Origin of the sequence: Sphingomonas sp. (assembly GCF_026460985.1) — a bacterium.
GTDB lineage: Bacteria > Pseudomonadota > Alphaproteobacteria > Sphingomonadales > Sphingomonadaceae > Sphingomonas.
Genome location: NZ_JAPKNM010000050.1, coordinates 44,334 through 70,315 on the forward strand (window position 1 = coordinate 44,334; position 25,982 = coordinate 70,315).

Annotated in this window: 25 protein-coding genes, 1 tRNA gene and 1 pseudogene; 10 read left to right on the forward strand and 17 right to left on the reverse strand. The window is 68.1% G+C overall.

What is annotated here, in order from left to right; translation table 11 throughout:
* Positions 1-11 precede the first annotated feature (11 nt).
* From MT490_RS07785 to MT490_RS07850, 14 genes are all read right to left on the reverse strand, one after another.
* Entirely contained in the window at positions 12-1,250 is a 1,239-nt protein-coding gene (locus MT490_RS07785; RefSeq protein ID WP_297385776.1) for a polysaccharide biosynthesis protein, read from the reverse strand.
* A gap of 31 nt (positions 1,251-1,281) precedes the next feature.
* Positions 1,282-2,091 carry a WecB/TagA/CpsF family glycosyltransferase gene (locus MT490_RS07790; RefSeq protein WP_297385778.1) on the reverse strand — a complete coding sequence of 270 codons (810 nt, stop codon included), beginning with the start codon at positions 2,089-2,091 and terminating at the stop codon, positions 1,282-1,284.
* 10 nt (positions 2,092-2,101) lie between these two features.
* Positions 2,102-2,857 carry a capsular biosynthesis protein gene (locus MT490_RS07795; RefSeq protein WP_297385779.1) on the reverse strand — a complete coding sequence of 252 codons (756 nt, stop codon included), beginning with the start codon at positions 2,855-2,857 and terminating at the stop codon, positions 2,102-2,104.
* On the reverse strand, positions 2,854-4,215 hold the full coding sequence (locus tag MT490_RS07800; RefSeq protein ID WP_297385781.1) for a GNVR domain-containing protein: 1,362 nt from the start codon (positions 4,213-4,215) through the stop codon (positions 2,854-2,856). The genes MT490_RS07795 and MT490_RS07800 overlap by 4 nt, the downstream gene beginning before the upstream one ends.
* Positions 4,212-5,552 carry an ATP-binding protein gene (locus MT490_RS07805; protein ID WP_297385783.1) on the reverse strand — a complete coding sequence of 447 codons (1,341 nt, stop codon included), beginning with the start codon at positions 5,550-5,552 and terminating at the stop codon, positions 4,212-4,214. The genes MT490_RS07800 and MT490_RS07805 overlap by 4 nt, the downstream gene beginning before the upstream one ends.
* A 26-nt stretch (positions 5,553-5,578) precedes the next feature.
* A complete protein-coding gene (locus MT490_RS07810; protein WP_297385785.1) occupies positions 5,579-6,436 on the reverse strand; it encodes a polysaccharide biosynthesis/export family protein in 858 nt (285 codons plus the stop codon).
* Between the two features lie 4 nt (positions 6,437-6,440).
* Positions 6,441-7,637: a hypothetical protein gene (locus tag MT490_RS07815; RefSeq protein WP_297385787.1), complete on the reverse strand. Its 1,197-nt coding sequence runs from the start codon at positions 7,635-7,637 to the stop codon at positions 6,441-6,443.
* A 219-nt stretch (positions 7,638-7,856) separates the two neighbouring features.
* Positions 7,857-8,057: a hypothetical protein gene (locus MT490_RS07820; RefSeq protein WP_297385788.1), complete on the reverse strand. Its 201-nt coding sequence runs from the start codon at positions 8,055-8,057 to the stop codon at positions 7,857-7,859.
* Between the two features lie 97 nt (positions 8,058-8,154).
* Positions 8,155-9,546 (reverse strand): sugar transferase, encoded by a 1,392-nt coding sequence (locus tag MT490_RS07825; RefSeq protein WP_297385790.1) that lies wholly within the window; start codon positions 9,544-9,546, stop codon positions 8,155-8,157.
* A gap of 267 nt (positions 9,547-9,813) precedes the next feature.
* The gene (locus tag MT490_RS07830) at positions 9,814-10,035 is read right to left on the reverse strand and encodes a hypothetical protein (RefSeq protein WP_297385792.1); all 222 of its coding nucleotides are present in this window, start codon (positions 10,033-10,035) and stop codon (positions 9,814-9,816) included.
* A gap of 164 nt (positions 10,036-10,199) precedes the next feature.
* A tRNA-Leu gene (locus MT490_RS07835) sits at positions 10,200-10,284 on the reverse strand.
* A 49-nt stretch (positions 10,285-10,333) separates the two neighbouring features.
* Positions 10,334-10,885 carry a DUF805 domain-containing protein gene (locus tag MT490_RS07840; protein WP_297385794.1) on the reverse strand — a complete coding sequence of 184 codons (552 nt, stop codon included), beginning with the start codon at positions 10,883-10,885 and terminating at the stop codon, positions 10,334-10,336.
* A gap of 85 nt (positions 10,886-10,970) precedes the next feature.
* Positions 10,971-12,479, reverse strand: coding sequence for a YifB family Mg chelatase-like AAA ATPase (locus MT490_RS07845; protein ID WP_297385796.1), 1,509 nt, complete (start codon positions 12,477-12,479; stop codon positions 10,971-10,973).
* A 73-nt stretch (positions 12,480-12,552) separates the two neighbouring features.
* Positions 12,553-14,112: a glycoside hydrolase family 18 protein gene (locus tag MT490_RS07850; RefSeq protein ID WP_297385798.1), complete on the reverse strand. Its 1,560-nt coding sequence runs from the start codon at positions 14,110-14,112 to the stop codon at positions 12,553-12,555.
* Positions 14,113-14,250: 138 nt separating this feature from the next.
* Between MT490_RS07850 and MT490_RS07855 the strand changes: the two genes are divergently transcribed.
* The 7 genes and pseudogenes from MT490_RS07855 to MT490_RS07885 all read left to right on the forward strand — a co-directional run bounded on the left by MT490_RS07855 (position 14,251) and on the right by MT490_RS07885 (position 19,174).
* On the forward strand, positions 14,251-14,553 hold the full coding sequence (locus tag MT490_RS07855; protein WP_297385799.1) for a hypothetical protein: 303 nt from the start codon (positions 14,251-14,253) through the stop codon (positions 14,551-14,553).
* An 87-nt stretch (positions 14,554-14,640) separates the two neighbouring features.
* Positions 14,641-14,775 (forward strand): 50S ribosomal protein L34, encoded by a 135-nt coding sequence (gene rpmH / locus MT490_RS07860; protein WP_135983209.1) that lies wholly within the window; start codon positions 14,641-14,643, stop codon positions 14,773-14,775.
* Positions 14,776-14,801: 26 nt separating this feature from the next.
* Positions 14,802-15,110, forward strand: a pseudogene (gene rnpA, locus MT490_RS07865) (ribonuclease P protein component); the annotation flags it as partial.
* Positions 15,111-15,273: 163 nt separating this feature from the next.
* On the forward strand, positions 15,274-15,486 hold the full coding sequence (yidD, locus tag MT490_RS07870; protein WP_297385801.1) for a membrane protein insertion efficiency factor YidD: 213 nt from the start codon (positions 15,274-15,276) through the stop codon (positions 15,484-15,486).
* A gap of 22 nt (positions 15,487-15,508) precedes the next feature.
* Positions 15,509-17,242, forward strand: a complete 1,734-nt coding sequence (gene yidC / locus MT490_RS07875) for a membrane protein insertase YidC (RefSeq protein WP_297385803.1) — start codon at positions 15,509-15,511, stop codon at positions 17,240-17,242.
* Positions 17,239-17,877, forward strand: coding sequence for a ribosome biogenesis GTP-binding protein YihA/YsxC (yihA, locus tag MT490_RS07880; protein WP_297385804.1), 639 nt, complete (start codon positions 17,239-17,241; stop codon positions 17,875-17,877). The genes yidC and yihA overlap by 4 nt, the downstream gene beginning before the upstream one ends.
* 151 nt (positions 17,878-18,028) lie before the next feature.
* Complete coding sequence (locus MT490_RS07885) at positions 18,029-19,174, forward strand: heparan-alpha-glucosaminide N-acetyltransferase domain-containing protein (protein WP_297385805.1); 1,146 nt, start codon at positions 18,029-18,031, stop codon at positions 19,172-19,174.
* Between the two features lie 25 nt (positions 19,175-19,199).
* Here MT490_RS07885 and MT490_RS07890 read toward each other — a convergent pair whose 3' ends face one another.
* Entirely contained in the window at positions 19,200-21,137 is a 1,938-nt protein-coding gene (locus MT490_RS07890; RefSeq protein WP_297385807.1) for an alpha/beta fold hydrolase, read from the reverse strand.
* Between the two features lie 106 nt (positions 21,138-21,243).
* Between MT490_RS07890 and MT490_RS07895 the strand changes: the two genes are divergently transcribed.
* Positions 21,244-21,912 (forward strand): glutathione S-transferase family protein, encoded by a 669-nt coding sequence (locus MT490_RS07895; protein ID WP_297385809.1) that lies wholly within the window; start codon positions 21,244-21,246, stop codon positions 21,910-21,912.
* 147 nt (positions 21,913-22,059) lie between these two features.
* On the forward strand, positions 22,060-22,515 hold the full coding sequence (locus MT490_RS07900; protein ID WP_297385811.1) for a hypothetical protein: 456 nt from the start codon (positions 22,060-22,062) through the stop codon (positions 22,513-22,515).
* Between the two features lie 12 nt (positions 22,516-22,527).
* Here the strand turns inward: MT490_RS07900 and MT490_RS07905 are convergent, their stop codons facing one another.
* Positions 22,528-22,974 carry a cupin domain-containing protein gene (locus tag MT490_RS07905; protein WP_297385813.1) on the reverse strand — a complete coding sequence of 149 codons (447 nt, stop codon included), beginning with the start codon at positions 22,972-22,974 and terminating at the stop codon, positions 22,528-22,530.
* Between MT490_RS07905 and dapE the strand changes: the two genes are divergently transcribed.
* A complete protein-coding gene (gene dapE / locus MT490_RS07910; RefSeq protein WP_297385815.1) occupies positions 22,974-24,122 on the forward strand; it encodes a succinyl-diaminopimelate desuccinylase in 1,149 nt (382 codons plus the stop codon). The two genes, MT490_RS07905 and dapE, sit on opposite strands and share 1 nt — an antisense overlap.
* A 138-nt stretch (positions 24,123-24,260) precedes the next feature.
* Here the strand turns inward: dapE and MT490_RS07915 are convergent, their stop codons facing one another.
* Positions 24,261-25,934: an EAL domain-containing protein gene (locus MT490_RS07915; RefSeq protein ID WP_297385817.1), complete on the reverse strand. Its 1,674-nt coding sequence runs from the start codon at positions 25,932-25,934 to the stop codon at positions 24,261-24,263.
* Positions 25,935-25,982: the final 48 nt, after the last annotated feature.

A 25,982-nucleotide genomic window follows, 5' to 3' on the forward strand; every position in this document is an offset into this window, starting at 1 on the left:
AAGCGCGAGGCTCACTCCGCCTCCGCCCGCTCGGCGCGCCAGCGGCGGTCGAGCCGCCAGATGCCGAGCATCATCACCAGCTGCGCCAGCACCACGCCCGCGATCGTATAGACCGAGGGCGCGAGCAAAGTAACCGCGACCACCGCCGCGACGCCGACGAAGCAGCTCCGCACGCTCGTCGCCGCGAGCGGCTTGAACGCGCCGCGCGCCTGGGTGAGCACGCTCATCGGCGCCTGGATGCACTGCACCAGCGACAAGGCGGCGCAGAGCGCGACGGCGATCATCACCGTCTCCACCGAGAGCGTCGGCTTGATGATGATGTGGGGGAAGACGAACAGGATGAGCGCCGCCGTGACCGCGGTCGCGACCCAGATAACCAGCAAAGCCGCCAGGAAGGCGCGGACCGATCCGCGCGCGGACCGCTCATTTCCCTGCCCCACCGCACGCGCCATGCGCGGCCGCTCGAGCTGGGTCAGCGCGGTGATGCAGACATTGACCGGCCGGAAGAACAGCATGCCGACGGCGATCGGCGCGAAAGCCGCGGGCCCGGCGAAAAGGGTGACGATGTAGCTGTGCGCGTTCGAGGTCGCCTCGGTGGTGATCACGCCGATCAGCGTCCAGGCCGATTGCCGCTTCCACACCGGGCGATAACTCGCAAAAGCGCGCCCGAGCCCGACGGGGCGGTGCCGCGCGAGGAAGCCCGCGCCGAAGGGGATCAGCGCGAGCAGCCCCGCACCCGCGAGCACCGCTCCGAACAGTTCGAGCCGCGCACCGACGGCCAGGGTCGCGCCCACGCCCGCGACGACCAGCACCGCATAGACCAGGTCCGAGACCGCCGCGCCGCCGGGCGTGTGGTGCGCATAGGCATTGGCGCGTCCGAACCAGCGAAGCAGCGAGAACAGTCCCGCCAGCCCGAACGCCGCGGCGGCCCAGGGCCCCGCCATGATCCAGCCGATCGCGGCGCAGAGCAGCCCCTGCGACAAAGCGAGCAGCAGGTTCACGGGGTAGAAGAAGTCGAAGCCCTGGTCCTCGCCGTCCTCGCGCTGGTTCACCGCGATCGCATAGGGCGTCGAGACCAGGGCATTCGACAGGCCGTAGCCGAACTGGATGATGACCAGCAGGAAGGCGAGCGTGCCGATCTCGCTCGCCTCCAGCCGCCGCACCGAGACGAGCTGGACGAGCAGATGGCTGACCGACACCGCGGCCGACGACATGCTCGCCAGCCCGAACCGTGCCAGCGTTGCGCGCATGGGTTTCTTCTCGACAGGGATGGCAGACGCCTCAGCCACGTCGGTGCTTCCAGATCAGCCAGAGCGCGTGCGGATTGGTGGTAAGGTAGCGCCACGCCAGATGTCGCGGATTGGTCGCCATCCGGTGGAGCCATTCGAGCCCGGCGCTCTGCATCCAGAGCGGCGCGCGCGGATAATCGCCGGTGATGTAGTTGAACAGCCCGCCGCAGGTGACGATCCAGCCGGCCTTGATCCGGCTGCGGTTGCGCACGCAGAAGGCCTGCTCGCGCGGCTTGCCGGTACCGACCCAGAGGACGTCGGGCGCGGCGGCGTTGATCGCGTCGATCACCGCATCTTCCTCGTCCGGCTTCCAGAAGCCGTTGCGGCGTCCCGCCAACTCGAGCCCGGGCGTCGAGCCGGTGATCCGCTCGGCGCAGTCGGCATTCACCTGCTCGGTGCCGCCGAGCAGGTAATAGCGCACCTTCCCCGCCGCGGCGCCGGGCAGGCTGTCGATGAACATGTCGGTGGTGCTCGAGCGGTCGGCGATCTGCGGCCCGCCGAGCCAGTGCGACGCCTTGACGATCACTTGCCCGTCGGCGTGGATCAGGTCGGCCTTGGCGAGATCGGCGGCAAAGACCTTGTCGGTCGCGTTGAGCGACAGGCCGTGGCCGTTGCAGTCGAACACCAGCAGCGGTGGCGCGCCCGCCGCGAGCCGCAGCGGCGCATCGCGCAGCATCTTCTCGATCAGCGCGCGGAGCGACAGCGTCGACACCGGCACGCCGCCGACGCGGACGCTCTCCGAATGGCCACTGTCGTCCGTCCCGCTCCCGCCGAGCCCCAGCTCGATCGTGGTTCCGTGCATCGCGCGCCCCTCAGCTCACCACCGAGCCGGCGATCGGAATATGATGCCGGTCGAGATCGTCGATGACGCGGCGAATCTCGCTGACGGGCGTCACGCCGCGCCGCGCGACCACCACCACCGCGTCGAACTTTTCGAGGATGTTGCCGAAGGCGGTTCCGCCACGCGGACGCTCGGCGAGGAAGGCCAGCAGATTGGCGTCGGGCAGGTTCCAGCCCTCCGCCGCCTCGGCGAGCGAGCCCTTCTCGACCAAAGTCGACGCGCCGCCCGCGGCCTGCCCGGCGGGCATCAGCCAGAGCCGGTCGATCGCGGTCTGGAGCACCGGCAGGCGCAGCGCCATCCCGCCCAGTTGCTCGGCGAGCCCGATGCGATTGGGCAGGCGCAGCAGCCGATCGAGCGAGGGCCGTTCGATATCGGCATCGACGAGGATCGTCGGGCCGTCCATCTGCGCCATCACCGCGGCGACGTTCGCGGCGAGGATCGACGCCTCGTCGCCCGCCTGGAGCGAAAGGATCGCGAGCCGGAACTTGCCGTCGGCGGCGCTGGCCTCGCGCGCGGTCGCCAGCAGCTTGGCGCGCACCTTGCGGACCTTGGCGACATAGGGATCGTCGGCATCGAAGGCCGCGGTCACCAGCGGATCGACGCGCGTGTCCCCGGCCTCGAGCAGCCCGAGCCCGCCCGGCACCGGCGTGTCGGCATCACCGCCCGCCGGGTGGAGCGTCGCGTCGGCGAAGAGCGGGTTGGCGCCCGCAGTGGAACGGAGCCTCATGCTGCCTCCTCTCGGGGAACGAACCAGCCGCCGACGGGCCGGGATTTGGGGGAAAGATCGGCGATCACCTCGACTTCGGTCGAGGCCGCGAGGCCGTTCGCGGTCCGCACGCGCGGCCGGAGGATCTCGCCCAGCACCACCGTGGCGATGCCCGCGAGCAGCCCGAGCGCGATCCCCGCGACGAACCACAAGGGCAGGTTCGGTCGGGCCGGGAACAATGGCACCGACGCCTCGTCGAGCGAGCTCGCATTGGGCTGCGAGATCTGGCTCTTGAGCGCGGCTTCGTTGAAGCGCTGGCGCACCGTGTCATAGGTCTGCCGCGCCGCCTCGACGTCGCGCTGCATCACCATCAATTGGTCCTGCACGCCCGACATGCGGATCATGCGATCCTCCTGCGCCGCCATCTCGCCGCGAAGCTCGGCCTCGCGCCGGCTCGCCGCGCTGCTGTTGGCGGTCATCGACGACGCCTGGTTGGCGCGAGCTCCCTGGAGGCTCCCCCGCAGCTCGCCCAGTTCGGCCTTGGCCGCGATCATCTGCGGATGGTTGGGACCCAGCGTCTTGGCGAGCTCAGCGACCTTGCCCGCCTGCGTCGCGACCGCCTCCTCGATATTCTGGACGACCAGCGAAGTAGCCACTTCCGGCACCGCCGCCGACCCGGACTTGGAATGCGCCGCGGCGGCATCGGCCTGCGCCTGGACGAGGTGCGCCGAGAGGTTCTTGAGCTTCTCGGCCTCGAGATCCATGCGGTTCATGCCGATGATGTCGTGCGCGCGCTGGAAGTCCGAGAGCTTCTTCTGCGCCACTTCGTAGCGGCGGCGGACGTCCGCCGTCCGCGCCTCGAACCATTGCGCCGAGCCCTGCGCCGCCGAGGCGCGCAGGCTGACTTGCTCGCGCATGTAGATGGCGGCGGCGAGGTTGGCGACGCGCGCCGCGACCGCGGGATCGGGATCGAGGAACTGGATCTGGAGCACGTTGCTCTGCCGCCCGGTCGTGACCGTCAGCCCCGCCCGCACCCGCGCCGCCGCCTGCTGAAGCCGCGCCTCGGGCGGAAGATCGGCCGGCGTCGCATCGACGAAGCCGGCGCGCTGCGCGACGAGGTTGATCACCTTGGCGCTGCGGATGAGATCCAGCTGCGTCGCGATGATCGAATCGGTCTCTATCCTTCCCTGCTGCTGCTGCGTACTGTCGGTCGGATCGGTCTGCGAGAGATCGAGGAGCAGCGACGACGTTGCCAGATATTGCCGCGGCTGCACCAATGCGATGCCCGCGATGAGCGCGAACAGCGCCCCCGCGATCGCCGCGACCAGCAGCCATCGCGCCTTCAGCGCCTCGACCAGGTCGGCCGCCTTGATCGTCATAGCCCGACTCCCTGCAGAAGCTCACGCGCGTCGAGCGTGTCGCGCGCCCTCGACGCATCCTCCCGCGCCCGCGCCGTCGCGCCATTGGCCATCAGCACGAGGAATTGCGGCGACAGCGAATCCACGAACTGGAGCTGGCCCGGTATCCCGTCCTCGCTCAGCGCCGGCGCGATCAGCCCGATCGTACGATCGACCGCGGCGGGACCGCCGAGCTCGTCGCCGAACAGGTCGGTGCCCGCAGCGGCCATGCGATCGAAGGTGAGCACCGGCGAATGCGCCGCGAGCACCCCGGTCAGCGCGATCATCCCGCGCAGCGAACCCGCCTGGGCGAGCGCACGCTCGAACACCGCGCAGACGTCGGGCGTCAGCTCGCTCCATTCGGCGATCGCCTCGGCGAGGCCGCGCTGCGCGTCGGCGAGTGTGACGCGCTCGCGCCCCTGCGCTTCGGCCGTCAGAGCCGCGTGCATCCCGAACAACCGCGCGTGATAAGGCGAGCCGATCGCGGCGGAGACGATCGTCTGCACCGCCTCCTCCTCGAACGAGAGCCCCGCTTGCTGCGCACAAAGCCGCAGCAAACCGGCGAGCTCATCGCGCTCGATCGGCGCGACCGGCTGGGCGAACAGATGCCGCCGGAGCGACGGATGCGCCGCGAGCAGCCCATCGACGTTCCCCGCGATCCCGACGAGCACGATCTGGACCGCCGAATGCATGTCGGTGAGCAGCTTGAGCAAGGTCGCGACCTCGTGCCGGGTGCGTTCGGCGGCGACGCGGTCGAACTCGTCGACGATCAGCAGCGTCCGCTGGTTCACCCCCTGCACGAACAGGTTGGCGAGCTGCTGGACGCTCGCCGGCCGGTCCGCCGGAAGCGTCGCGGCGACCCCGCGCTGGAGCGGCAGCTCGTCGAGGAACGGGCGGAACAGCCCGTCCACATCGGCACCTTCGCTTGCCGAGCCATAGAGCGCGACGCACCCCGCCTCGTCGGCGAGATCGCCGAACACGCGCGCCAGCGAGGTCTTGCCCGATCCGCGCGCGCCATAGATCAGCGCGTGCTTGCGCTGCTTGACCACCGCGTCGAGCAGCCGGCTGAGCTCCTTCTTGCGCCCGGCCAGCCCATGACGATCGGTGACCGGCACCGCGGTGTTGAACGCCGCGAACACCGCGTTGCGGCGAAAAGCGATGCTCGGTTGCGCCGTGGAGGCCCGCCCCGCCGAGATCGGCACGACGGACTCCTCCTCGACCTCAGGCAAATATTCGAGCCGCTCGGGAATGCGACGCCCGCCGGCACCGCCCCCCGTCAGCCCGCGCAGCCAATGCTGCAGTCGCTCGGTCCAGCTCATGCTGTGCCTCCAATCCTGGGTCGCGCTCAAAACAGCTTCTCGCGGATGACCAGCACGTCCTCGGGCTGGACGGCGTCGTCGAGCGTGAGGTTCTCGACCTCCTTGCCGCCGCGGCGCACCTTGATGCGCTTGGTCGAGCCGGCGAGCGTGGGTCCGCCGGCGAGCGCGAGCGCCTGGCGGAAGGTCTGTCCGGGGACGAAGTTGAACGCGCCGGGCCCCTGCACCTGCCCGTAGACGTAGATCTTCTCGGCCGGGGGCACGAACAGGATGTCGCCGGGCACCAGCCGGCGGCTCGCGCCCGCGTTCATCTCGGCGAGCGAGATGCGCACCGGGCCACTGCCGTCGGCGGGGGTGAGGATCACCGCATTGGCGCCCGTCGCATTCGCGCCGCCGGCCCGCGCCAGCATCGCCGCTACCGTATAAGGCCGGTCGAGCGGATAATTGCCCGCCTGCGGCACGTTGCCGAGCACGGTCACGAAGCGGCTGACGAACTGCGACACCTCGACATTGACCGAGGGCCGCTCGAGATAGCCGCCGTTCGAATAGCCCGCCGCGATCGCGTCGGCGAGTTCGGCCGTGGTCTTGCCGCGCACGTCGACCGCGCCGAGCATCGCCAACCGGATCGTGCCGTCCGCCTTCACCCGCGTGGTGACCGAGAGATCGGGCTGGCCGTAGACGGCGACCTTGACCTCGTCGTCGGGGCCCAGCCGATAGCCTTCGGGTGCGGCGGGGGCAGCGGCCTTGGCCGGCGCGGCGGCGGGGGCCGGCGGCGTCGATGCGAGGGTGACGCCCGCTCCGTTGGTCTGCGCCATCGCCGGCAAGGCGAGGACGGTGGATGCGGTGAGTGCGACGCTCAGGGATCGGGCTAGGATGATGTACCTCATAGGTTCAGAACCTCATGGTGGCGCCGAGCGACACGCGATTTGCCCGATAGTTCGAGACATCGCTGTTCGTGGCACGGTCGAGATGCGTGAGCGATAGATCGAGGGCGAGCGCCTCGGTGATCTTGCGACGCGCGATCAAACCGAATTGGTTCGTACGGTCGTGGGTGTAGTTGAAGGGACGGATCGCCGCGTCCTGACGGAAATCGCGCCGCACCAACTCGCCGAACGCGCCGATCGTGGTGAGTTCGCTCAGCGCCAGCTCGGCCGAGAGCCGATGCGCGGTCCGCACCGCGAAGCCCGACGCGATCAGGCTGTCGTTGACGATGGTCCGCTCGGTCGATCCGGTGATCTTCACGCGCGGGATCGCCATGGTCGAGACGCGCACCGTCCAGCCGGGGCCGTTATAGCTGCCGATCGCGTCGGCGGTGCTCGTTACGTGCATCCAGCGAATGTCGGCATCGATCGAGGTCAGCGGCGAGACCGATCGCGTGAACGACAGGCCATAGGCGTCGCTGCGATTCTCGAGCCCGAGCGCGGGCCGCTCGCTGGTGACGCGCTCGTAATAAGCGGTCAGCTTGCCCAAGCTCGGCCGCGCATAGCCGACGCCCGCGCGATAGAGGTTGCTCGTCTGGTCGGCATAATCGAAGCCGTCGCCGTTGCGCGTGGTATCGCGCCGCCACGCGACGACCGGATAGAGGCCCGCGGGTCGCTCGCAATCTGCCGAGACCCCGAGGGTCGAGAATTTCTGGAGATTCTCGGAGGCGCTGTTGATGTCGCCATAATCGGCGCGCTGCTGGCGATAGCTCGCAGTCGGCCGCACCCAGCATTGCCCGGCGATGACGTACTTGCCCGAACCCTCGAGTTCGAGGCGCGGCTTGCTCCGGTCGCCTTCGGAAATGAACCGGTCATAACCCGCGAGCGCGCGAAGGCTGAAGGCGGCGATGCCGATATCGCGGTCGAAGCCGACTTCGATCGCGGGCGTGATGATCACGTCGGCGACCGGATCCTCGGTTCGTGAGTCGACGCGATAGACGTTGTCGTCATAGACCGCGGTCAGCGACGGCTCGATCCGCAGGCCCTGCCGGGGCTCCGGCTTCTCCTTTTCCTGCGCATATGCCGATCCGATCGGCACCGCGCAGAGCAGCGCGCCGCCAAGCAGCAGAATCGGCGTTCGCCGCAATGCGGCAACGCGTCGCCGCACATTTCCACAGCCGTTCGCAGCTGCGGGAGAATTTTGACCGGTTACTCTTTCGCCAGAGCAAAGCACGCGCTCGTGACCTCGTTGCAGTGCAGCAATTTGGTCATGCTAGTGCGTTCGAGCGTCGGTGCCCACCGCAGCCAATGCGGTTGGTCGCGCCAACGGCACGTCTTGTTCGTTTTGGGCGGCGAGGCGAGCCGCCGATCGCTCAGGCCAGGCGCGTCAGCCGAGCAGCCAGAGCAGGACGGCGCCCAGCGCGACGACGAAGCTGGCGATTCCCGCCCAACGCGATCCGGCCTGGATCACGCGCTCCGACAACGGATCGCGGACCATATCCGCCGGCATCAGCCACATCGGCTCCACCTGCGCTTGATCGGCAGAGCGCGCATTGGCATCCCTCGCCACCACCAGATTTTCAGCCACGCCCGAGATCCTTTTTGCCCGGACGCAGCTCTGAACGAAAATCCTTTACGGACGCTTTCGCGCGACGATTAACGCGCGGTCACGCCTCTCTTTCTGTTCAATAGGCATTCTTGTGCACGAGCACCTGCGCGGTCTTCGCGAGGATGCCGATGTCGCGCAGCAGGCTCCAGCCCTGGAGATATTCCAGATCGGCCTCGAGCCGGTTGACGATGTCGCGACGATGCTCGGTCGCGCCGCGGAAGCCGCGGACCTGCGCCAGGCCGGTGATACCGGGCTTGAGCGCATGACGGTGCCAATATTGCCGGTCGACGCGCCAGAACAATTCGTCCCCCGCCAGCGATCCCAGCGCGTGCGGGCGCGGCCCGACCAGGCTCATCTCGCCGAGGAGCACGTTGATCAGCTGCGGCAGCTCGTCGATGCTGGTCCGGCGGATCAGGCGGCCGACGCGCGTGATGCGATCGTCGTCGCGGCTGGCGGACTGGGTCCCGCTCGAATCGCTCGATTCGACGCGCATGCTGCGGAACTTGAGGATGGGGAAGATGCGGTTGCCGCGGCCCATTCGCTCCTGCCGGAAGAAAATGGGGCCCGGCGAATCGAGGCGGATCGCGATCGCCACCGCCACCATCAGCGGCAGCAGCAGGATCAGCACGGGCACGGTGAGCGCGATATCGAGCGCGCGCTTCTTCGCGCGATTGGCGAGATTGAGCGGCCCGCGCGAGACGACGACCGTCGTCGTCCCGCTCAGCTGGTGCACCGCGAGCGGCCCCAACTCCCCGATCTCGGGGACGATGATCTCGCCCTGGATGTTGGCGCCCTTGAGCACCTGCGCCCATTCGACCTTGCGCTCGGGCGCACAGCTGATGACGACGCGGTCATAGTGCCGCAGCAATATGCCCAGGCGGTTGAGCATGTACGGATCGTCGAGGTCCGAGCGCAACGCGGCGACCCCGGCATCGACGATATCGCTGCCAAGGCACGCATCCGGTACATTTCCGCCATCCACGATCACCAATTCGGTGTGCAGCCGATTGCCGTAGGCGCGGCGGACCAGATGGCAGATCAGCAGCCGCTGGCTGAGGATCAGGACCACCGAGGAGACGATGCCGACCGACAGCGCGAGACGCGGCAGCCGGCCGGTCACCTTGAGCGAGAAGACCACCAGCAGGAAGATCAGCAGCGTCCCGGCAATCGACAGCAGGGCCTGGCGCGAGCTGACCAGCGAGCTGGTCAGGCATTTGGTGGCATAGGCCTGGTTCTGGAAGGAGATGCCGGCATGGACGAGGATCACGCCGACCAAAGAGGTCAGCACGTCGCCGGACAAGGTGCCGGGCTGCTCGACGCGGACGCCTATCGCGAAGCCGACGAGCAGCGCGAGCGCATCGGCGCCGATCAGGGCCAAACAGAGCCAGACCTTCGCGCTTCGCCTTGCCGCCGAGGCGAATGGCGTTCGGCTCGGAAAGCCATGGATCGCCAGGTCAATCTTTGACATGCGACACCCCGAAACTCCTTGACGCAACACACCCATGGCGGGCCAGCAGCTTCTGCGCGCAGGTTCGTCAGAAGCTTGCTGCAATGCAGCAGGGCACAGGCTCCGGGCGAAGGCAAGCGGGCGGCGGCGAACCAGGGGGCTTTTCGGGACGACCCGTGCCGGGAGAGAGATCATCGATACGTTCGCGTATCGGAAGACTTCGCCGTGGCTTGCGAACCGCTCTTCTCGTCGTTCAGGGCAGCTTCGGGCGAATGCCCGGCGGATTCGCTACTCGATCAGCCACCAGGCTATTCCGCCGAGCGCGAGGAAGAAGATCGTCGGTCCGGCGAATCGCGAGAGCATCTCGATACCGCGCTCGGCGCGCTCGGTCGGGAAAGCCGGCAGACGCCCCTCGCGCGGCTCGAACGACTCCACGAGGTCCGCCTCGCGCGGCGGCGCGGAGAGATGCGCTCCCGCCGAGGTCCACGGCCCGCCCGATCCTTCCGACATTGCATCCTCTCACTGCAGGAGGCCGCGAAGCACGGTCTTCATCCTGCCCGCCGACTGTACCGCATCGAATGCGATCTTTCGAGCGTAATCCGCCGGTCGGAACCGCGGCGGCTCATCGCGTTGCGCAGCCGCCCCAGTTCGGGGCGCGTAGGTCTAGTAAGGAATGGTGCCCCTGGCCGGACTCGAACCAGCATGCCTTGCGGCAACCGATTTTGAGTCGGTCGCGTCTACCAATTTCGCCACAGGGGCAGCGAGGGCAGAGCGCTAGACGAAGCGCCCCGCCCTCGCAAGGCCCGCATCAGTTCAGCGCCTGTCCGTCGGCGGGCGCGGCTTCCGAAGCCTTGGGGTCGGGCCCGTAGCGATTGGGGCCGCGCGTTCCCTCGAGGCAGAAGAACACGAGCAGCACGAGCGCGCAGAGAAAGCCGAGCGGCATCGCGAACATCACGATCCCGAACAGCCCGGCCATCGCGCCGGCACCCCCGAACATCGCCATCACCGCGGCGACGAGACCGACGAGGTAGAACGGCATCGGCAGCACGATCCACCAGCCGGAGCGCCCGGTATCGTGGAGCCGCCGCACGCCCACCGCGAGGTTGGGGATCAGGATGGCGAGCGCGAAGAGGTTCGTGAGCCATCCGCCGCTCGTCCAGGCGCTGGCGCTGTAGTTCAACCCGTCGGGCGTCACGGTCGTATCGACCGCCGAGCGACCGCCCAGTCCGAGCATCGTGTCGATCAGGCTGAGCACGATGGTCACGATGACTACGCCGAGCACCCACATCCAGAACTCCTTGCGACGCGAACGTCCCGCGAAGTCGAAATACCGCTTCAGCGGCAGCGTCATCCACTCCATGTCGTCTCTCCCCTGCTTCATTATCTTTGGCCGACCATGCGAGAGGAACATGAAAGCTGTTCCTCTGCAATTGGCTTTCGACTTGTCAGGCGCGCGGCGCCTGTCGCCGATAGCTGAGCGCCTCGGCGACATGGATGCGCCCCACGCCCTCCGCACCGGCAAGATCGGCGATCGTCCGCGCGACGCGCAGCACCCTGGTATAGCCGCGCGCCGACAGCCGCATCGCTTCGGCGGCCTGGGCAAGCAGCTTGCGGCCCGGCTCGTCGGGCGTCGCGAACGCGGTCAGCGTCTCGCCTTCGGCTTCGGCATTGGTTCGTGCCGCCGCGTCGCGATAGCGCTCCGTCTGGACCGCGCGCGCCTGCGCCACGCGCGCAGCGACTTCGTCCGATCCCTCGGCCGGCGGCGGCAGAACGAGATCCGCGGCAGTCACCGGTTGCACCTCGACATGCAGGTCGATGCGATCGAGCAGCGGGCCCGAGACCTTGGCCTGATAGTCCGCCGCGCATTTCGGCGCGCGGGCGCAGGCGAGCGCGGGATCGCCCAGATGCCCGCAACGGCACGGGTTCATCGCCGCGACCAGCTGGACCCGCGCCGGAAAGGTGACGTGCGCATTGGCCCGCGCGACGCTCACCACGCCCGCCTCGAGCGGCTGGCGCAGCGAATCGAGCACCGCGCGCTGGAATTCGGGAAGCTCGTCGAGGAACAGCACGCCCAGATGCGCTAGGCTCACCTCGCCCGGCTTGACCTTGAGCCCTCCCCCGGTGAGCGCCGCCATCGAGGCCGAGTGATGCGGCGAGCGGAACGGCCTTGTGCGCGTCAGCCGTCCGCCACTCAGCGTCCCCGCCACCGAGCCGACCATCGACACCTCTAGCGCCTCGGCGGCATCGAGCGGCGGCAGGATTCCGGGCAGGCACGAGGCGAGCAGCGACTTGCCCGCCCCGGGCGGCCCGACCATGATCATGTTGTGCCCGCCCGCCGCGGCGATCTCGAGCGCGCGCTTGGCGGTCTCCTGCCCCTTCACCTGGGCGAGATCGGGGCCATAGCCGGGCACCTCCATCTCGCCCGCGGGCGCCGCGGGCAGCAACTGGTTGCCCTTGAAGTGATTGAGCAGGGCGATCAGGTCGGGCGCCGCGACGACCTCCACCGATCCCGCCCATGCCGCCTCGGATCCCTGCGCTGCCGGGCAGACCAGCCCCTTGCCCTCCTCCGAGGCATGCAGCGCCGCGAGCAGCACCCCCGGCGATGGCGCGATCCGCCCGTCCAGGCCGAGCTCGCCGACAACGACATAGCCCGACAGCGTCTCCGCGTCGGCCACGCCCATCGCGGCGAGCAGAGCCAGCGCGATCGGCAGGTCGAAATGCGCCCCCTCCTTGGGCAAGTCCGCGGGCGAGAGGTTGAGGATGATCCGCTTGGGCGGCAGCGCCAGGCCGATCGAGGCGATCGCGGCGCGCACCCGCTCGCGGCTCTCGGCCACCGCCTTGTCGGGCAGCCCGACCACGATGAAGTTGGGCAGCCCCGCGACGAGGTTGCACTGGACCTCGACCGCGCGCGCCTCCAGCCCCAGATACGCCACCGTCGAAACGCTCGCGACCATGCGGCTTCCCCCTCGACGACATTCTTACCGCCTTTCCTCCGCGATGGAACAGAGCTCGTCCGAAACGGGGAGATCAAGGCGGGGTCGGCTGGAAGCTCTGCTTGACCGCGGCGAGCAGCGGGTTCGTGCCATCGGGCATATGGTCATAGTTGATGGCCCACAGGATCGTGCCGCCGACCCCCGTCTGGCGGACCCACGCCGCCTTGGCCGCGATCGACTGCGCGTCCTCGTAGGAGAGGAAGCCGGCGGGGCGGATGCCGCTGCCCGGCGGCGTGAATCCCCCGTTAGCATAGCTGCGATAGCCGACCTGCGAGATGGCGTCCCAATGATAGGTGCCGTTGCTCAGATAGCCGAGCCGGACGAGCTCCGAGTAGCGCAGCGGAACGTCCTGCACCTCGAAGATATCGTTATGCTCGGTATCCTGGCGCGGCCCGGTGATCGTGGGTCCGTAGAAGATGCCGTAGAAGCCGATGCCGATGCCGATCCGGCCGCGCGGCACCCCGCTCTTCTCGAAGGCAGCGACACTCGTGGCGAGATCGCGCGGCGTGGTGCCGCTCGCGCCGAAGATCGGGCTGCTGAACCAGGAGTACCAGCCCGCCTGGTTCCAGGCGGTGCCGATGCCGTAGCTCATCAGATTATACTGATCGACCAGGTTGGCGATGTCCGCCTGCCACTGCTCGACCATGCCGTCCGGGGGCAGATCGTTGATCGAGAGGGTATAGCCGGGGAAGGTGATCACCAGACCCCTGCCCGCGCCCTGATAGCGCGGCCGGGTCGCGGCCTCGGTGCGCAGCTCGCGAAGCAGCGCCATCACCCGGCGCCGTGCCTCGGCGGCGCTCACTGCCGGAGTGACCTCAGTGCTGCCCTCGAGCTTGTCCTCCCAGTCGACGTCGACACCGTCATAATCGTGCGCGACGAGGTAATCGACCAGGTTGCGCACGAAGGCCGGCCGCGTCGCATCGGTGGTCGAGCGGAGGAAGCCGTTGCCGTCGCCCTCGCCGCCCAGCATCACCAGCGCCTTGCGCCCCACGTCGTGCGCGCGCTTGACCAGATAGTCCTCGACGCTGCGCACCCCATCGGGCGAGAGGCCCGGATCGTGCGCCGTCCCCGCGCCCTTCACCACCGCGCCGGCGTTGCCGCCCAGCGTCCCGCTTCCCGGTGCGATGCGGCCGAACGCGAAGTGCGTCATCGCGGTCATGTCGACACGCTCGGGCGGGTACATCACGTCCCAGAAATAGCCGAGATAATAGCCAGTGACCCACGGGCTCGCGGCGGCAGCGATCGTCACCCGCACGGTCGCCGAAGCCGTCTTGCCGGTGTCGGCTGTGCTCGCGGCGACGACATGATAGGTGCCCGCCGCCATCGGCGCGGTGTAGCGCCCGTCGGCGGCAACCGTCCCGCCATTCGCCTCCTCGACTCGCCAGGTGCAGCGGGTGTCGGCCGCTCCGGTCACGGTGCAGGCGAATAACTGTGCCGCCCCGCCGGCGAGATCGACCGTCGCGGGGGTGATCGCGACCGTCACGACGGGCGCGGGAGTCGGCGTGGGAGACGGCGAAGGCGTCGGCGATCCGCCGCCCCCACCGCCGCACGCCGCAAGGAACAAGCTGGAGGCGAGCAAAACACGGTTCTTCATCCCTCCGGGGCTAGGCATTGGACTGTCGAGTCGCCGCCATCGCGCGACGAAGCCCCGAAACCATGCGACAAGGTCTTGGCAGCGCGCTGCGCCGTGCCCACATCAGGTGTCATGCCGAGCTCACACACTCGCAGCCACATGATCCGCACGGCCCTGGTGGTGCTGGGGTTCCTGATCATGGCGGCATCGCCGCTCGTCGGGGTCATACCGGGCCCGGGCGGGATCATCGTCTTCGCCGGCGGCCTGGTGCTCGTCCTCAAGAACGCGACCTGGGCGCGCCGCCACTTCGCACGGCTCAAGCGACGCTGGCCGCGCTTCGGCCATTACAGCGACCTCGCTTTGCGCCGCCGCAGCTTCCGTCGTCGCCAGCAACGTGCCAAGGACGCCGCGATGGCGAAGGCCGAAGCCGCGATGCTCGGTTTTCCCGCAGACCCGCGTTGACTTGGGCGACTCATCTGCGTATGGGCACCCGACACGCGGCCGCCCCTGTGGCGGCCCTTTTACGTTCTAGATTCTCGAGGATGAGCGATGAAGCGGACCTTTCAGCCGAGCAACCTGGTGCGTGCGCGCCGGCACGGCTTCCGCGCGCGGATGGCGACCGTCGGCGGCCGCAACGTGATCCGCGCCCGCCGCGCCCGCGGCCGCAAGAAGCTGTCGGCCTAACCGCCGTACCGCTCGCGCGGCTCACCGAGCGCAAGCACTATCTCGCGGCCAATGCGGGGAAGCGGGCACCCATGCTCGGCTTCGTCCTGCTCGTGCGCGCGCGCGACGATGCCGATTCGACGATGCGGATCGGCATTACCGTATCCAAGAAGGTCGGCAACGCGGTCGTGCGCAATCGCATGAAGCGCCGCTTCCGCGCGCTCGCCCGCGAAGTGCTGCCCGCGGCCGGCATCCCGGGCGCCGACCATGTCCTGATCGGCCGAAACGGCGGGATCGAGCGCGACTATGCCGATCTCAAGGCCGAACTGGCCAAGGCGCTGGCGAGGTTGCGCTAGTGAATGACTTCCGCCTCCGCACGCCCAACCTGCTCCCCTCCCTGCAAGGGAGGGGTTGGGGGTGGGTGCCGAGCGTAGCGAGGCTGCTGTGGCCAGCGAAGGAGCGCGTCCCTGCGGGCCGCGCACCCACCCCTAGCCCCTCCCTTGCAGGGAGGGGAATCAAGTGATCGCGCGCCTTCTCATCCTGATCGCCCGCTTCTGGCAGATCGGGCCATCGCGAATCCTGCCGCCCAGCTGCCGCTACGCGCCCAGCTGTTCGGCCTATGCAATCGAAGCGCTTCGCCGCTATGGAGCGCTCAAGGGCAGCTGGCTTGCCGCAAGGCGCATCCTGCGCTGCCACCCATGGGGCGGGCACGGCTACGATCCCGTACCATGACGGATCTTCCGGGGAATCATCGGTGAAAAAAGACGACCAAAAGAATTTCGTGATCTTCGCGCTGCTGGCCGCGCTCATCCTGTTCGGCTGGCCCCAGATCACGCACTGGATCTTCCCGCAGCAGCAGCCCGCATCGGTCAAGATCGAGGGCGGCAAGACCAAGCCGGTCGCCAACGCCGGCACCGATCCCGCGGCGGATTCGCCCAAGGCGCTGCGCGATCGCCAGATCGTCCTCGCCGAAACCCCGCGCGTCCAGATCGAGACCCCCCGCCTGCGCGGCTCGATCAATCTGAAGGGCGCGCGCATCGACGATCTCGTGCTCAGCCAATATGCCGAGACGGTCGCCAAGGATTCGCCGCCGATCCACCTCCTCTCGCCGAGCGGCACCAAGGGCGCCTATTTCGCGCAGTTCGGCTGGCAGGGCGCGGGCGTCGAAGCGCCCGGTCCCGACACGATCTGGCAGGCCAGCGGCACCAAGCTCACCCCGACCACCCCGGTCACGCTGACCTCGCAAAGCCCCACCGGCCAGCTGTTCCGCATCGAACTGTCGGTCGACGACAATTACATGTTCAGCATTCGCCAGACGGTGGCGAACAACGGCAGCGCGCCGGTCTCGGTCACCCCGTTCGCGCTCGTCTCGCGCGCCGATCGCTCGGCCGATCCCGATCAGTGGGCGGCGCATGTCGGCCCGATCGCGAGCGCCCAGGGCAAGGCAAACTACGTCAACTGGGGCGATGTCGAGAGCACGCCGCAGCGATTCGACACGACCGGCGGCTGGGTCGGCTACACCGATCACTATTGGCTGACCGCGCTCGTGCCCGATCAGCGCGTGCCCGTCGAGCTCCAGCAGCGCGGCAGCACCGGCAAGGCCTACCAGGCCGATTATCGCCTGGCCGACCCGCTCGAGCTCGCGCCGGGCAAGAAGGTCACCTACAACAGCCGTTTCTTCGCTGGCGCGAAGGAAGTGAAGCTGCTCGACAAATATCAGGACGAGCTCGGCATCGTGAAGTTCGGGCACGCGATCGACTGGGGCTGGTATGGCATCATCGAGCAGCCGATTTTCTACTATCTCGACTGGCTTTTCCGCATCGCCGGCAATTTCGGCGTCGCGATCATCCTGCTGACGATCACCATCCGCCTGCTGCTCTTCCCCATCGCCCAGCGCCAGTTCGCCTCGATGGCGGCGATGCGCGCGGTGCAGCCCAAGATGAAGGCGCTCCAGGAGCGCTACAAGGACGACAAGCAGCGCCAGCAGCAGGAGATCATGAAGCTGTACAAGGAGGAGAAGGTCAATCCGCTCGCGGGCTGCCTCCCCATCCTGATCCAGATCCCGATCATGTTCGCGCTCTACAAGGTGCTGCTGCTCACGATCGAAATGCGGCACCAGCCCTTCGTCGGCTGGATCCGCGACCTCTCGGCGCCCGATCCGCTGACCCCGCTCAACCTGTTCGGGCTGCTGGCGTTCACCCCGCCGACCTTCATCGCGATCGGCGTGATCCCGATCCTGCTGGGCATCTCGATGTACTTCCAGTTCAAGCTCAACCCGGCGCCGATGGACGACATGCAGAAGCAGATCTTCGGCATCATGCCGTGGATGATGATGTTCCTGATGGCGCCCTTCGCGGTGGGCCTCCAGGTCTACTGGATCACCTCGAACGTCCTGACGATCGCCCAGCAATGGCTGCTCTACCAGAAGCACCCGTCGCTCAAGGAGCCGATCAAGAAGGATCCGCCCAAGGAAGCGAAGGCGAAGTGAGCGGCTTCGACGACGACCAGATCGAGGCCGCGCGAAAGATCTTCGCCGGCCCGATCGTCTTCCTGAAGTCGGCGCCCGAGCTCCGGCACTTGCCCGCTCCGGTGGTGCCTGAGGTCGCGTTCGCCGGGCGCTCGAACGTCGGCAAGTCGTCGCTGCTCAACGCGCTCGCCAACCGCAACGGACTGGCGCGCACCTCGAACACACCGGGGCGCACGCAGGAGCTCAACTTCTTCGACGTCGGCGAGCCCTTGCGCTTCCGCCTCGTCGACATGCCCGGCTACGGCTTCGCCAAGGCGCCCAAGGACATGCAGCGCCAGTGGCGCTATCTGGTGAACGACTTCCTGCGCGGCCGAGACGTGCTCAAGCGCGCATTGGTGCTCATCGACTCGCGCCACGGCATCAAGGAAGTCGACAACGAGATCCTCGACATGCTCGACACTGCCGCGGTGAGCTACCGGATCGTCCTCACCAAGACCGACAAGATCAAGGCGACCGAACTCGCCGAGGTCCGCGCGCGCACCGAGGCCGAGGCACGCAAGCGCCCGGCCGCGCATCCTGACATCATCGCCACGTCGAGCGAGAAAGGCATGGGACTCCCCGAGCTGCGCGCCGCGGTGCTCGAGGCAGTGGGCTGACCAGCCCGTCGTCCCGGCGAAAGCCGGGATCTCGTGCGGCAGGCCGTTCGCTCGCGGCCTGAGATCCCGGCCTTCGCCGGGATGACGAGTATCCCACCAGTTGCCACCACTGCCCCCTCCCGCCATGCTGCGCGAAAATCGAGGGGGGACGATGCAACCACCACGGGCAGCCAGGCCGCGTCTCGCCGGCCTCGACATCTTCCGCGGGCTTGCCGTGGCCGGCATGATCCTCGTCAACACGCCCGGCAGCTGGTCGCATCTCTGGTGGCCGCTCGACCATGCCGAATGGCATGGCTGGACGCCGACCGACCTCGTCTTTCCGGCCTTCCTGTTCGCGGTCGGCGTGGCGCTCGCCCTCTCCTTCCCGCGCAAGGTGGACGGCGCCACCTGGGTGAAAATTGCCCGGCGCACGCTGCTGCTGATCGCGATCGGCTGGGGCTTGCAGCTCATCGCCCGCCCCGACCTGGCGAACTTCCGCATTCCCGGCGTGCTCCAGCGAATCGGCCTCTGTTATGCACTGGCGGCCAGCCTAGCGATTCTCACCGCGTCGACGCTCGCGGACGGACGGCGCGTCCTGCGTCCGGGTGCGATCCTCGCAGCGGCCGTGGTCGCATTTCTGGTCTATTGGGCGCTGCTGGTCCTGGTCCCCGTGCCCGGATACGGCCCGGGCCAATTGAGCCCCGAAGGCAATCTCGCCGGCTATATCGATCGCGCGCTCCTCACCACCGCACATATCTGGAGCGGCGGCACCGATGCGGCCGGCAACGTGGTCTATGATCCCGAGGGCCTGCTCTCGACGATCCCGGCGCTCGCCAACGTCCTGTTCGGCATGCTCGCCGCGATCGCGTGGCAGCGGGCGCCGGAGCGCGCGACGCTCCGCATCGCCCTCGCCGGCGCCGCGCTGGTCGCGATCGGGCTGCTCCTCCATCCGCTCCTGCCGATCAACAAGAAGCTGTGGACCAGCAGCTTCGCGCTCTTCACCTCGGGCAGTTCGGCACTGCTGCTCGCTTTGTGCATGCTGGCGACGCGCGGGGGCACGATCCCGCGCCTGCTCGCGCCGCTCCACATGCTGGGGATGAACGCGATCCTCGGCTACGTCCTGTCGGTGCTGATCGGCATCGCGGGCTTCCGCCTGTTCATCGGCACCGAGAGCGTGCAGGCCTGGGGCTTCGCACGGCTGAACGCAGTGATCCCCGATCCTTATGCCGCCTCCTTCACCTACGCGCTGATCGCGCTCGCGATCGTCCTGGCGGCGCTCGTCCCCTTCCATCGCCGCGGCATCCACCTCCGGCTCTGACCGTCGGCATATGCCGAGCCTGGGCTCAGGCCGGGTTATGCTTGGCCAGGAACGTCTCGAGCGCCTTGAGGAATTCGAGCCGGTCCTCGCCGCGACTGAAATGGTGGTCCGCCTCGGGCTGCTCGATATAGAGCACGTCCTTGCCCGCGGCCTTGAGCTTCTGCGCCATGACCCGCGAATGGACGGGCGGCACCACCCGGTCCTTCTTGCCGTGGACGAGCAGCAAGGGAATCGAGAACCCCTCCGCGAGATGGACCGGCGAGACGCCCTTCAGGTCGGGCGCCTGCATCTTGAGCCAATCCTTCCGGGCGCCGGCGCCCAGGAAGTTGCTGTCGTGCTTGATCATCCGGTTGAGGTCGGACACGCCGGCATAGGCCACGGCGCAGCGATAGAGGTTGCCGTCGCGCTGCGCCGCGCGCATCGCCGCATAGCCGCCATAGGAAGCGCCGACCATGCACACGCGCTTCGGATCGGCGATCCCGAGCTTCGCCAGCTCGGACACCGCGTCGTTCAGGTCGTCCTGCATCGCGAGGCCCCATTGGCCGGCGCCCTTCTCGGTGAACGGCGTGCCATAGCCCGAGGAGCCGCGATAATTGGGCTGCACCACGGCATAGCCGCGCTCGGCGAGGAACTGTGTCCACCAGTCCCATTCCTCGGTGTCGCGCGCGAAGGGGCCGCCATGCGGCATCACGATCAGCGGCAGCTTCGTCTTCTTGCCGAAGGGCAGGGTCAGCACCGCCGCGATCTCCAGCCCGTCGCGCGCCTTGTAGCGGATCGTGCGCACCGGATGGAGGCGCTTCAGCCCGATCGTGCCGTTGTTCATCTTGAGGAACTGCATCGAATCGTCAGCCGCGCGGTACAGAAAATAGGCGCCAGGCGCGTTCGCGCCGCCGACATGGACGATCGCCGCCGAACGATCGCGGCTGAGCGAGACGATCCTCGGCTCGCCGCCCTTGATCTTCTCCGCGACCGTCTTCTGCATCGCGTCGAGCGCCGGATCGGTCCAGCGGATGCCCGGCTTGTTCTCGTTCACGTACACGCCGAGATAGTTGAAGCCGCTCTCGTCGCGCACCAGCCCGCCGATATCGTAGCCCTTGGTGGCGAAGAGCTGCTTGCCGCGCTCGAGCGTCTCGAGATCGAGCTCGTAGAGCGCGGAGAAGCCCTGCTCGTCGTCGGCGATCATCACTGCCTTGCCCGGTTCCTTGAGGAACATCGCAGGGACGGTCAGCGTCTCCTTATGCGTGCGGGCGCGGTCGATCGTCTTGAAGCTGCCCTTGCCCTCGGGGCGGTAGACGATGCGGCGAGTACGGCCGTCGAGCGACATGCCGAATCCCATGCGGATCGCGCCGCTGCCGTCGGCATACCAGTCCCAGATGCCCTCGCGCCCCGTGAGCACCGACTTGCGCTTGCCGGTCGAGACGTCGATCTCGTCGACATGCGGCCAGAAGCCCGCCTCGCTGGTGTAGATCGAGGTCTGCGAGGCCATCAGGATCCGCGGCGTTCCGTCGGACGCGGTCCAGATCACGTCGTCGGCATCCTGCGCGGCCTCGCGGCTGGCGAGCCTGTTGATCTTGGTGCCGGTGGCGCTCACGCTCACTGCGCGGCTCACATAGATATCGTCGCCCTGGAACGGGACGAGCTGGCCGAGGCCGAGCACGAGCCAGTCGTCATTCACCCATTGCCACCAGTTGAGATCGCTTTCGCCGAGCCCCACCAGCCGGGCCTTACCGCCGTCGAGCGGGATGATCGCGAAATATTGCGTACCGTTGACCGCGATCTTGGCGGCGATCGCCTTGCCGTTGGGGGAGAGCTCCGGGCCTTCGAAGGAGGGCACCTCGGCGAATACCGCGGTCTCGAGCGGCGCGGGCTTCTCCGCGGGCTTCTCCTGAGTCCGGGCCCCGGCCCCCGCCCCGGCCACGACGAATGCACCCGTCAGCAGCAGGCGCCGACACCAACGCGACATTATTTCCCCCAAAATCAAACTGCCCCGTGCCGATGCTGGCGCGTTTTCCACCCGTCCGCAAGCTCGCGAGGTTGCTCCCGCGCGCCGCGCTGGCTATCTCCCCGCCATGCTCAAGCTCATCATCGGCAACAAGGCCTACAGCTCCTGGTCGCTCCGCGGCTGGCTCGCGTGCAAGCAGTCCGGGCTGCCGTTCGAGGAGGTCGTGGTGCCGCTCTACGATGCGGACTGGGACAAGCGTCGCCAAGGCGACGAATTCGCCCCTTCTTCGGGCAAGGTGCCGATCCTGTGGGACGACGACGCAGTGGTGTGGGACAGCCTCGCGATCGTCGAATATCTGAACGACAAGACCGGCGGCACCAAATTCTGGCCCGAAGACATGGCCGCGCGCGCAATGGCGCGTTCGATGGCCGCCGAGATGCATTCGGGCTTCGCGTCGCTCCGCCGCAAGCACGGCATGAACATCCGCCAGGTCTATCCGCCCGCCACGCCCGATCCCGATGTGATCGCCGAGCTCAGCCGCATCATGGAGCTCTGGGCGCAGGCGCGCGCCCGCTTCGGCGGCGACGGCGAGTTCCTGTTCGGGGAATTCGGCGCCGCGGACATCATGTTCGCACCGGTGGTGACGCGAATCGTGACCTATTCGCTTCCCGTCCCCCGCTTCGCGCAGAGCTACATGCTCGCGGTGCTCCAGCATCCCTTCATGCAGGACTGGATCGCCGGCGCGCAGGAGGAAGACTGGGTGATCGAGCAGTTCGAGATGCCCGCGCGCGACTGAATTCGCGCCGCATTCCAGCGGCTTGGACACGCCTGCCGCGGCGCGCGCCCCGAGGGTGCATGAAATCCTAAGATCGGGCCTCGCATATCCCCGGAGTGTCGCTGTTCGCAGACTTCTGATATTTTCGTGAGAATTCAGGAGTTTCACATGTTCGACCAGCTCTACGCGGATCACCGCCAGATCGTGCGCACGGTCAACAGGCTCATCCGGATGATCGACCCGGAGAATCCGACGCCGATGGCGGAGATAGCCGAAGTGCGCGGCGAGCTGGCGGCGATCTCGGACGCGCATCTCGCGCGCGAGCAGAAGCTGGTCGCCAAGATCCTCGGCGACAGCGACGATTATGTCGCCCGCACGATCGGCAAGCGCTATGCGAGCGGGCTGGTGGACCTGCAGCTCTCGCTCAACACGCACACCGGCAAATGGAACGCCGCGCATGTCCGGGCGGACCCCCAGGGATATCGCGTCGCGGTCCGCGAGCAGTTCGCGCTCGCCGTCAAGCGGATCGAGTGGGAGGAGCGCATCGTCTTCCCGCTGATGCAGCATGTGCGCGCGACCAAGCAGGACAAGGGCGTACCCGTCTTCACTCCTGCCTTCGTATAGGTGCCGGCCGGGTCAGAAGCCGGACCCGTCCTTCCGCCGGAACCCCTCGCCCGCCGGCAGGTGCATGTCGATGTCGGGATAATGGCAGTCGGTAGCGGTCGGTCGTCCGACCGCGACGAACACGCAGTCCATGTCGCCGCGATTCTGCAGGACATGGCCGTTGCCGTCGCCCTTGGGGAACGCCGCGACGTCGCCTGGCCGCATTATCGTCTCGCCCGAATCATCGACCAGCACCGCCTCGCCGCTCAGCATCACGACGAACTCGTCCTCGCCCTCGTGCCAGTGCCGCTGCGACGACCAGGCGCCGGGCTTCAGTGTGACATGGCTGAACCCGAAGTCGGTGATCCCGCTCGCAGGCGCCAGCCGCCGATACCAGCGCCCCTGCACCGCATCCGAATAAGGCGATGGATAGCCGGTGGCGTTGGTCTGCGGGATTGTATCGAGATCGAGCTTGGGCAATGCCGCCTCCGTCAATTGTGGAGAGCCTTTTGCCCGACGTCGTCGAACTCACCAAGGCGCTGATCGCCGCCGAGAGCGTAACCCCCGCGCGCGGGCCCGTCTTCGACGTGCTCGAAACCGCGCTGACTCCGCTGGGTTTCAAGGTCGAGCGCTTCGTCGAAGGCGAAGCTCCCGACGGCCCGGTCGAGAATCTGCTCGCCACCCGCGGCGGCACCGGGCGGCACTTCGCCTTTGCCGGGCATCTCGACGTCGTTCCCCCCGGCCCGGGTTGGACCGGCCATGCCTTCACCCCCGAGATCCGCGGCGACCTGCTCTACGGGCGCGGCGCGGTCGACATGAAGGGCGCGATCGCCGCTTTCGTCGCGGCAGCGGCGCGCGTGCCGGCGGAGGGCAAGCTCAGCCTGATCATCACCGGCGACGAGGAGGGACCCGCCACCTTCGGGACGCAGAAGCTGATCGAGCGCATGGCCGCGCGCGGCGTGAAGCCCGACCTCTGCCTCGTCGGCGAACCCACCTCGGCGCATCGGCTCGGCGACACGATCAAGATCGGCCGACGCGGCTCCACGGTCATCTGGATCGACGTGCCGGGCAGGCAGGGCCATGTCGCCTACCCGCACCTCGCCGACAATCCGATCCCGCGGCTGGTCGCCGCGCTCGCCGAGATCGACGCGATCACGCTCGATGCGGGCAATGACTGGTTCCAGGCGTCGAACATCGAAGTCACCGACATCCACACCGGCAACCCGGCGACCAACGTCATTCCCGGCAATGCCAGCGCGCGCCTCTCGGTCCGCTTCAACGACATGCAGCGAGGGCCCGACCTGATCGCGCGGATCGAGGCGATCGTGCAGCGCCACGCGCCCGGCGCGCAGGTGAAGGGCACCATCTATGGTGAGGCGTTCTTGACCCAGCCGGGCGAGCTCTCGAGCCTCGTCGCCGGCGCGATCGAGGCGAAGCTGGGCATCACGCCCGAGCTCTCGACCAGCGGCGGCACCTCGGACGCGCGCTATCTCGTCAAGCTCTGCCCGGTGGTCGAGTTCGGGCTGATCAACGCGACGATGCACAAACTAGACGAAGCGGTCGCGCTGGCAGACCTGACGGCGCTGGCGGATGTGTATGAGGAAGTATTGCGGCGGGTTCACGCCTAAATCCTCTCCCGGGGGGAGAGGGGGACCAGCGAAGCTGGTGGAGAGGTGATCTCCACGAGCGATGCGCCTCGTTTGCGGCGACTACCCCTCCACCGCCTTCGGCGGTCCCCCTCCCCCTCCGGGGGAGGATTGAGAGAATCAGCTCGCGATCCGCCGCGGCTCGACGTCGCGTGCCCAGGCCAGGAAAGCCTCCTCGGCCATCGGAGTCGCCACGGCATAGCCCTGCAGCACGTCGCAGCCGATGACGCGCAGCACCGCGGCCTGCGCCTCGCTCTCGATCCCCTCGGCCACCGCTTCGCAGCCGAGCCCATGGACCAGCCCGATCACCGCCTGCGCGATCGTCCGGGCCTCGGGCTGCTCGGCGACATGCTCGATCAGGCTGCGGTCGAGCTTGACCCGGTCGACCGGCAGGCGGCGGAGCCGCGCGAGATTCGAATAGCCCGTGCCGAAATCGTCGATCGCGACGCTGGCGCCGTCCGCCCGCAGCGCAGCGATCGCATCGAGCACCTCGCTCGAGCAATGCATCGCCAGCGTCTCGGTGATCTCGAGCTCGAGCAGGCTGGCGGGCGCCCGCGCCGCATGCATCGCCGCACGCAGCCGGCGGAAGAAGTTGGCATGGTCGATCTGGCGCTGGCTGATGTTGACCGCCAGCCGCTGCTGGATGCCCAATTTCCCCCAGCGCGAGATCGTCTCGGCGACATTGGTGACCACCCATTCGCCGATCTCGACGATGAGTCCGGTCTCCTCGGCGCGCTGGATGAAGGCGCCCGGCAGCTTGAGCCCGTCCGGATGGCGCCAGCGCAGCAGCGCCTCGGCGCCGACGATCCGCCCGTCCGCCGCGCTCACCTGCGGCTGGAAGACGAGCGTGAACTGGTCCTTGTCGACCGCGGTGCGCAGGTCGCTCTCGAGCTGCGCACGCTCGGCGATCTGCGCCGCGAGGAATTCGGTGAAATGCTCGGCGCGCCCGCGGCCCAGCGACTTGGCGTGGTACATCGCCGCGTCCGCCGCGCGCATCAGGTCGTGCAGGGTCGTCCCATGCTGCGGGCGCATCGCAATGCCGATCGAGGCGCCGATCGAGATTTCCTGATCGGCCAGGTCGAACGGCTCGCCGAGCGCGAACAGGACGCCGCGCGCGACCCGATCGGCATCGCGCAGGGCGCGGAGCTCGGGGAAGAACATCGTGAATTCGTCGCCCGCGAGGCGGCCGATCAACGGCGCGCGGATATCGCCCTCGGCCGCGAAACGGTCGCCCACCGCGCGCAGGCGGTTGGCCACCATCCCGAGCAGCACGTCGCCGGTCGCGTGCCCCATCGTGTCGTTGACCGCCTTGAAGCGATCGAGATCGATGAAGTAGAGCACCGCGGTCTCGCCCTGCGGCAGCTCGGCGAGCATCCGCTCGGCGGTGCGGCGGAAATTGGTGCGATTGGCGAGCGCCGTGACCGGGTCGAACATCGCCAGCCGCTGGACGCTCTCGAGATTCTCGTGGAGCTGGCGGAACAGCCCGTCCATCGCCTGGGCCAACGGGGGCACGCAGTGGCGCACCTCGTCCGGGATTTCGCTCTGGAGATCGCCGTTCGCGGCGCTGGCGAGGCGTTCGATCGCCGAGTCGATCGCGCCCGCGGTGGAGGCGATGCTGCGCTCCGCCGATGCCCAGCACATCACCCCGCAGATGATCGCGGCGATCAGCGCGCGTCCGGCCGACTCGACGGTGATGGCGCCCTCGGACGCAGCGGCGATGGCAAGGATGAACGCCACCGCCCCGGCGCACATCGCGAATGCAATGGCCCGGCTCTTTAGCGAAAATCCTTCCACTTCGGCCGCTCTACCCCCGCTTGAAACTCCCGGGACACAAGTTGGCAG

Bases quoted from the DNA above. Each gene is read 5' to 3' on its own strand.
- MT490_RS07790 (WP_297385778.1), bottom strand. From the start codon at position 2,091: ATGCACGGAACCACGATCGAGCTGGGGCTCGGCGGGAGCGGGACGGAC.
- MT490_RS07840 (WP_297385794.1), bottom strand. From the start codon at position 10,885: ATGGAGTGGATGACGCTGCCGCTGAAGCGGTATTTCGACTTCGCGGGA.
- MT490_RS07785 (WP_297385776.1), bottom strand. From the start codon at position 1,250: ATGCGCGCAACGCTGGCACGGTTCGGGCTGGCGAGCATGTCGTCGGCC.
- MT490_RS07885 (WP_297385805.1), top strand. From the start codon at position 18,029: ATGCAACCACCACGGGCAGCCAGGCCGCGTCTCGCCGGCCTCGACATC.
- MT490_RS07895 (WP_297385809.1), top strand. From the start codon at position 21,244: ATGCTCAAGCTCATCATCGGCAACAAGGCCTACAGCTCCTGGTCGCTC.
- MT490_RS07810 (WP_297385785.1), bottom strand. From the start codon at position 6,436: ATGAGGTACATCATCCTAGCCCGATCCCTGAGCGTCGCACTCACCGCA.
- MT490_RS07855 (WP_297385799.1), top strand. From the start codon at position 14,251: ATGATCCGCACGGCCCTGGTGGTGCTGGGGTTCCTGATCATGGCGGCA.
- MT490_RS07830 (WP_297385792.1), bottom strand. From the start codon at position 10,035: ATGTCGGAAGGATCGGGCGGGCCGTGGACCTCGGCGGGAGCGCATCTC.
- MT490_RS07845 (WP_297385796.1), bottom strand. From the start codon at position 12,479: ATGGTCGCGAGCGTTTCGACGGTGGCGTATCTGGGGCTGGAGGCGCGC.
- MT490_RS07795 (WP_297385779.1), bottom strand. From the start codon at position 2,857: ATGAGGCTCCGTTCCACTGCGGGCGCCAACCCGCTCTTCGCCGACGCG.
- rpmH (WP_135983209.1), top strand. From the start codon at position 14,641: ATGAAGCGGACCTTTCAGCCGAGCAACCTGGTGCGTGCGCGCCGGCAC.
- MT490_RS07825 (WP_297385790.1), bottom strand. From the start codon at position 9,546: ATGTCAAAGATTGACCTGGCGATCCATGGCTTTCCGAGCCGAACGCCA.
- MT490_RS07800 (WP_297385781.1), bottom strand. From the start codon at position 4,215: ATGACGATCAAGGCGGCCGACCTGGTCGAGGCGCTGAAGGCGCGATGG.
- MT490_RS07850 (WP_297385798.1), bottom strand. From the start codon at position 14,112: ATGAAGAACCGTGTTTTGCTCGCCTCCAGCTTGTTCCTTGCGGCGTGC.
- MT490_RS07890 (WP_297385807.1), bottom strand. From the start codon at position 21,137: ATGTCGCGTTGGTGTCGGCGCCTGCTGCTGACGGGTGCATTCGTCGTG.
- dapE (WP_297385815.1), top strand. From the start codon at position 22,974: ATGCCGCCTCCGTCAATTGTGGAGAGCCTTTTGCCCGACGTCGTCGAA.
- MT490_RS07805 (WP_297385783.1), bottom strand. From the start codon at position 5,552: ATGAGCTGGACCGAGCGACTGCAGCATTGGCTGCGCGGGCTGACGGGG.
- MT490_RS07900 (WP_297385811.1), top strand. From the start codon at position 22,060: ATGTTCGACCAGCTCTACGCGGATCACCGCCAGATCGTGCGCACGGTC.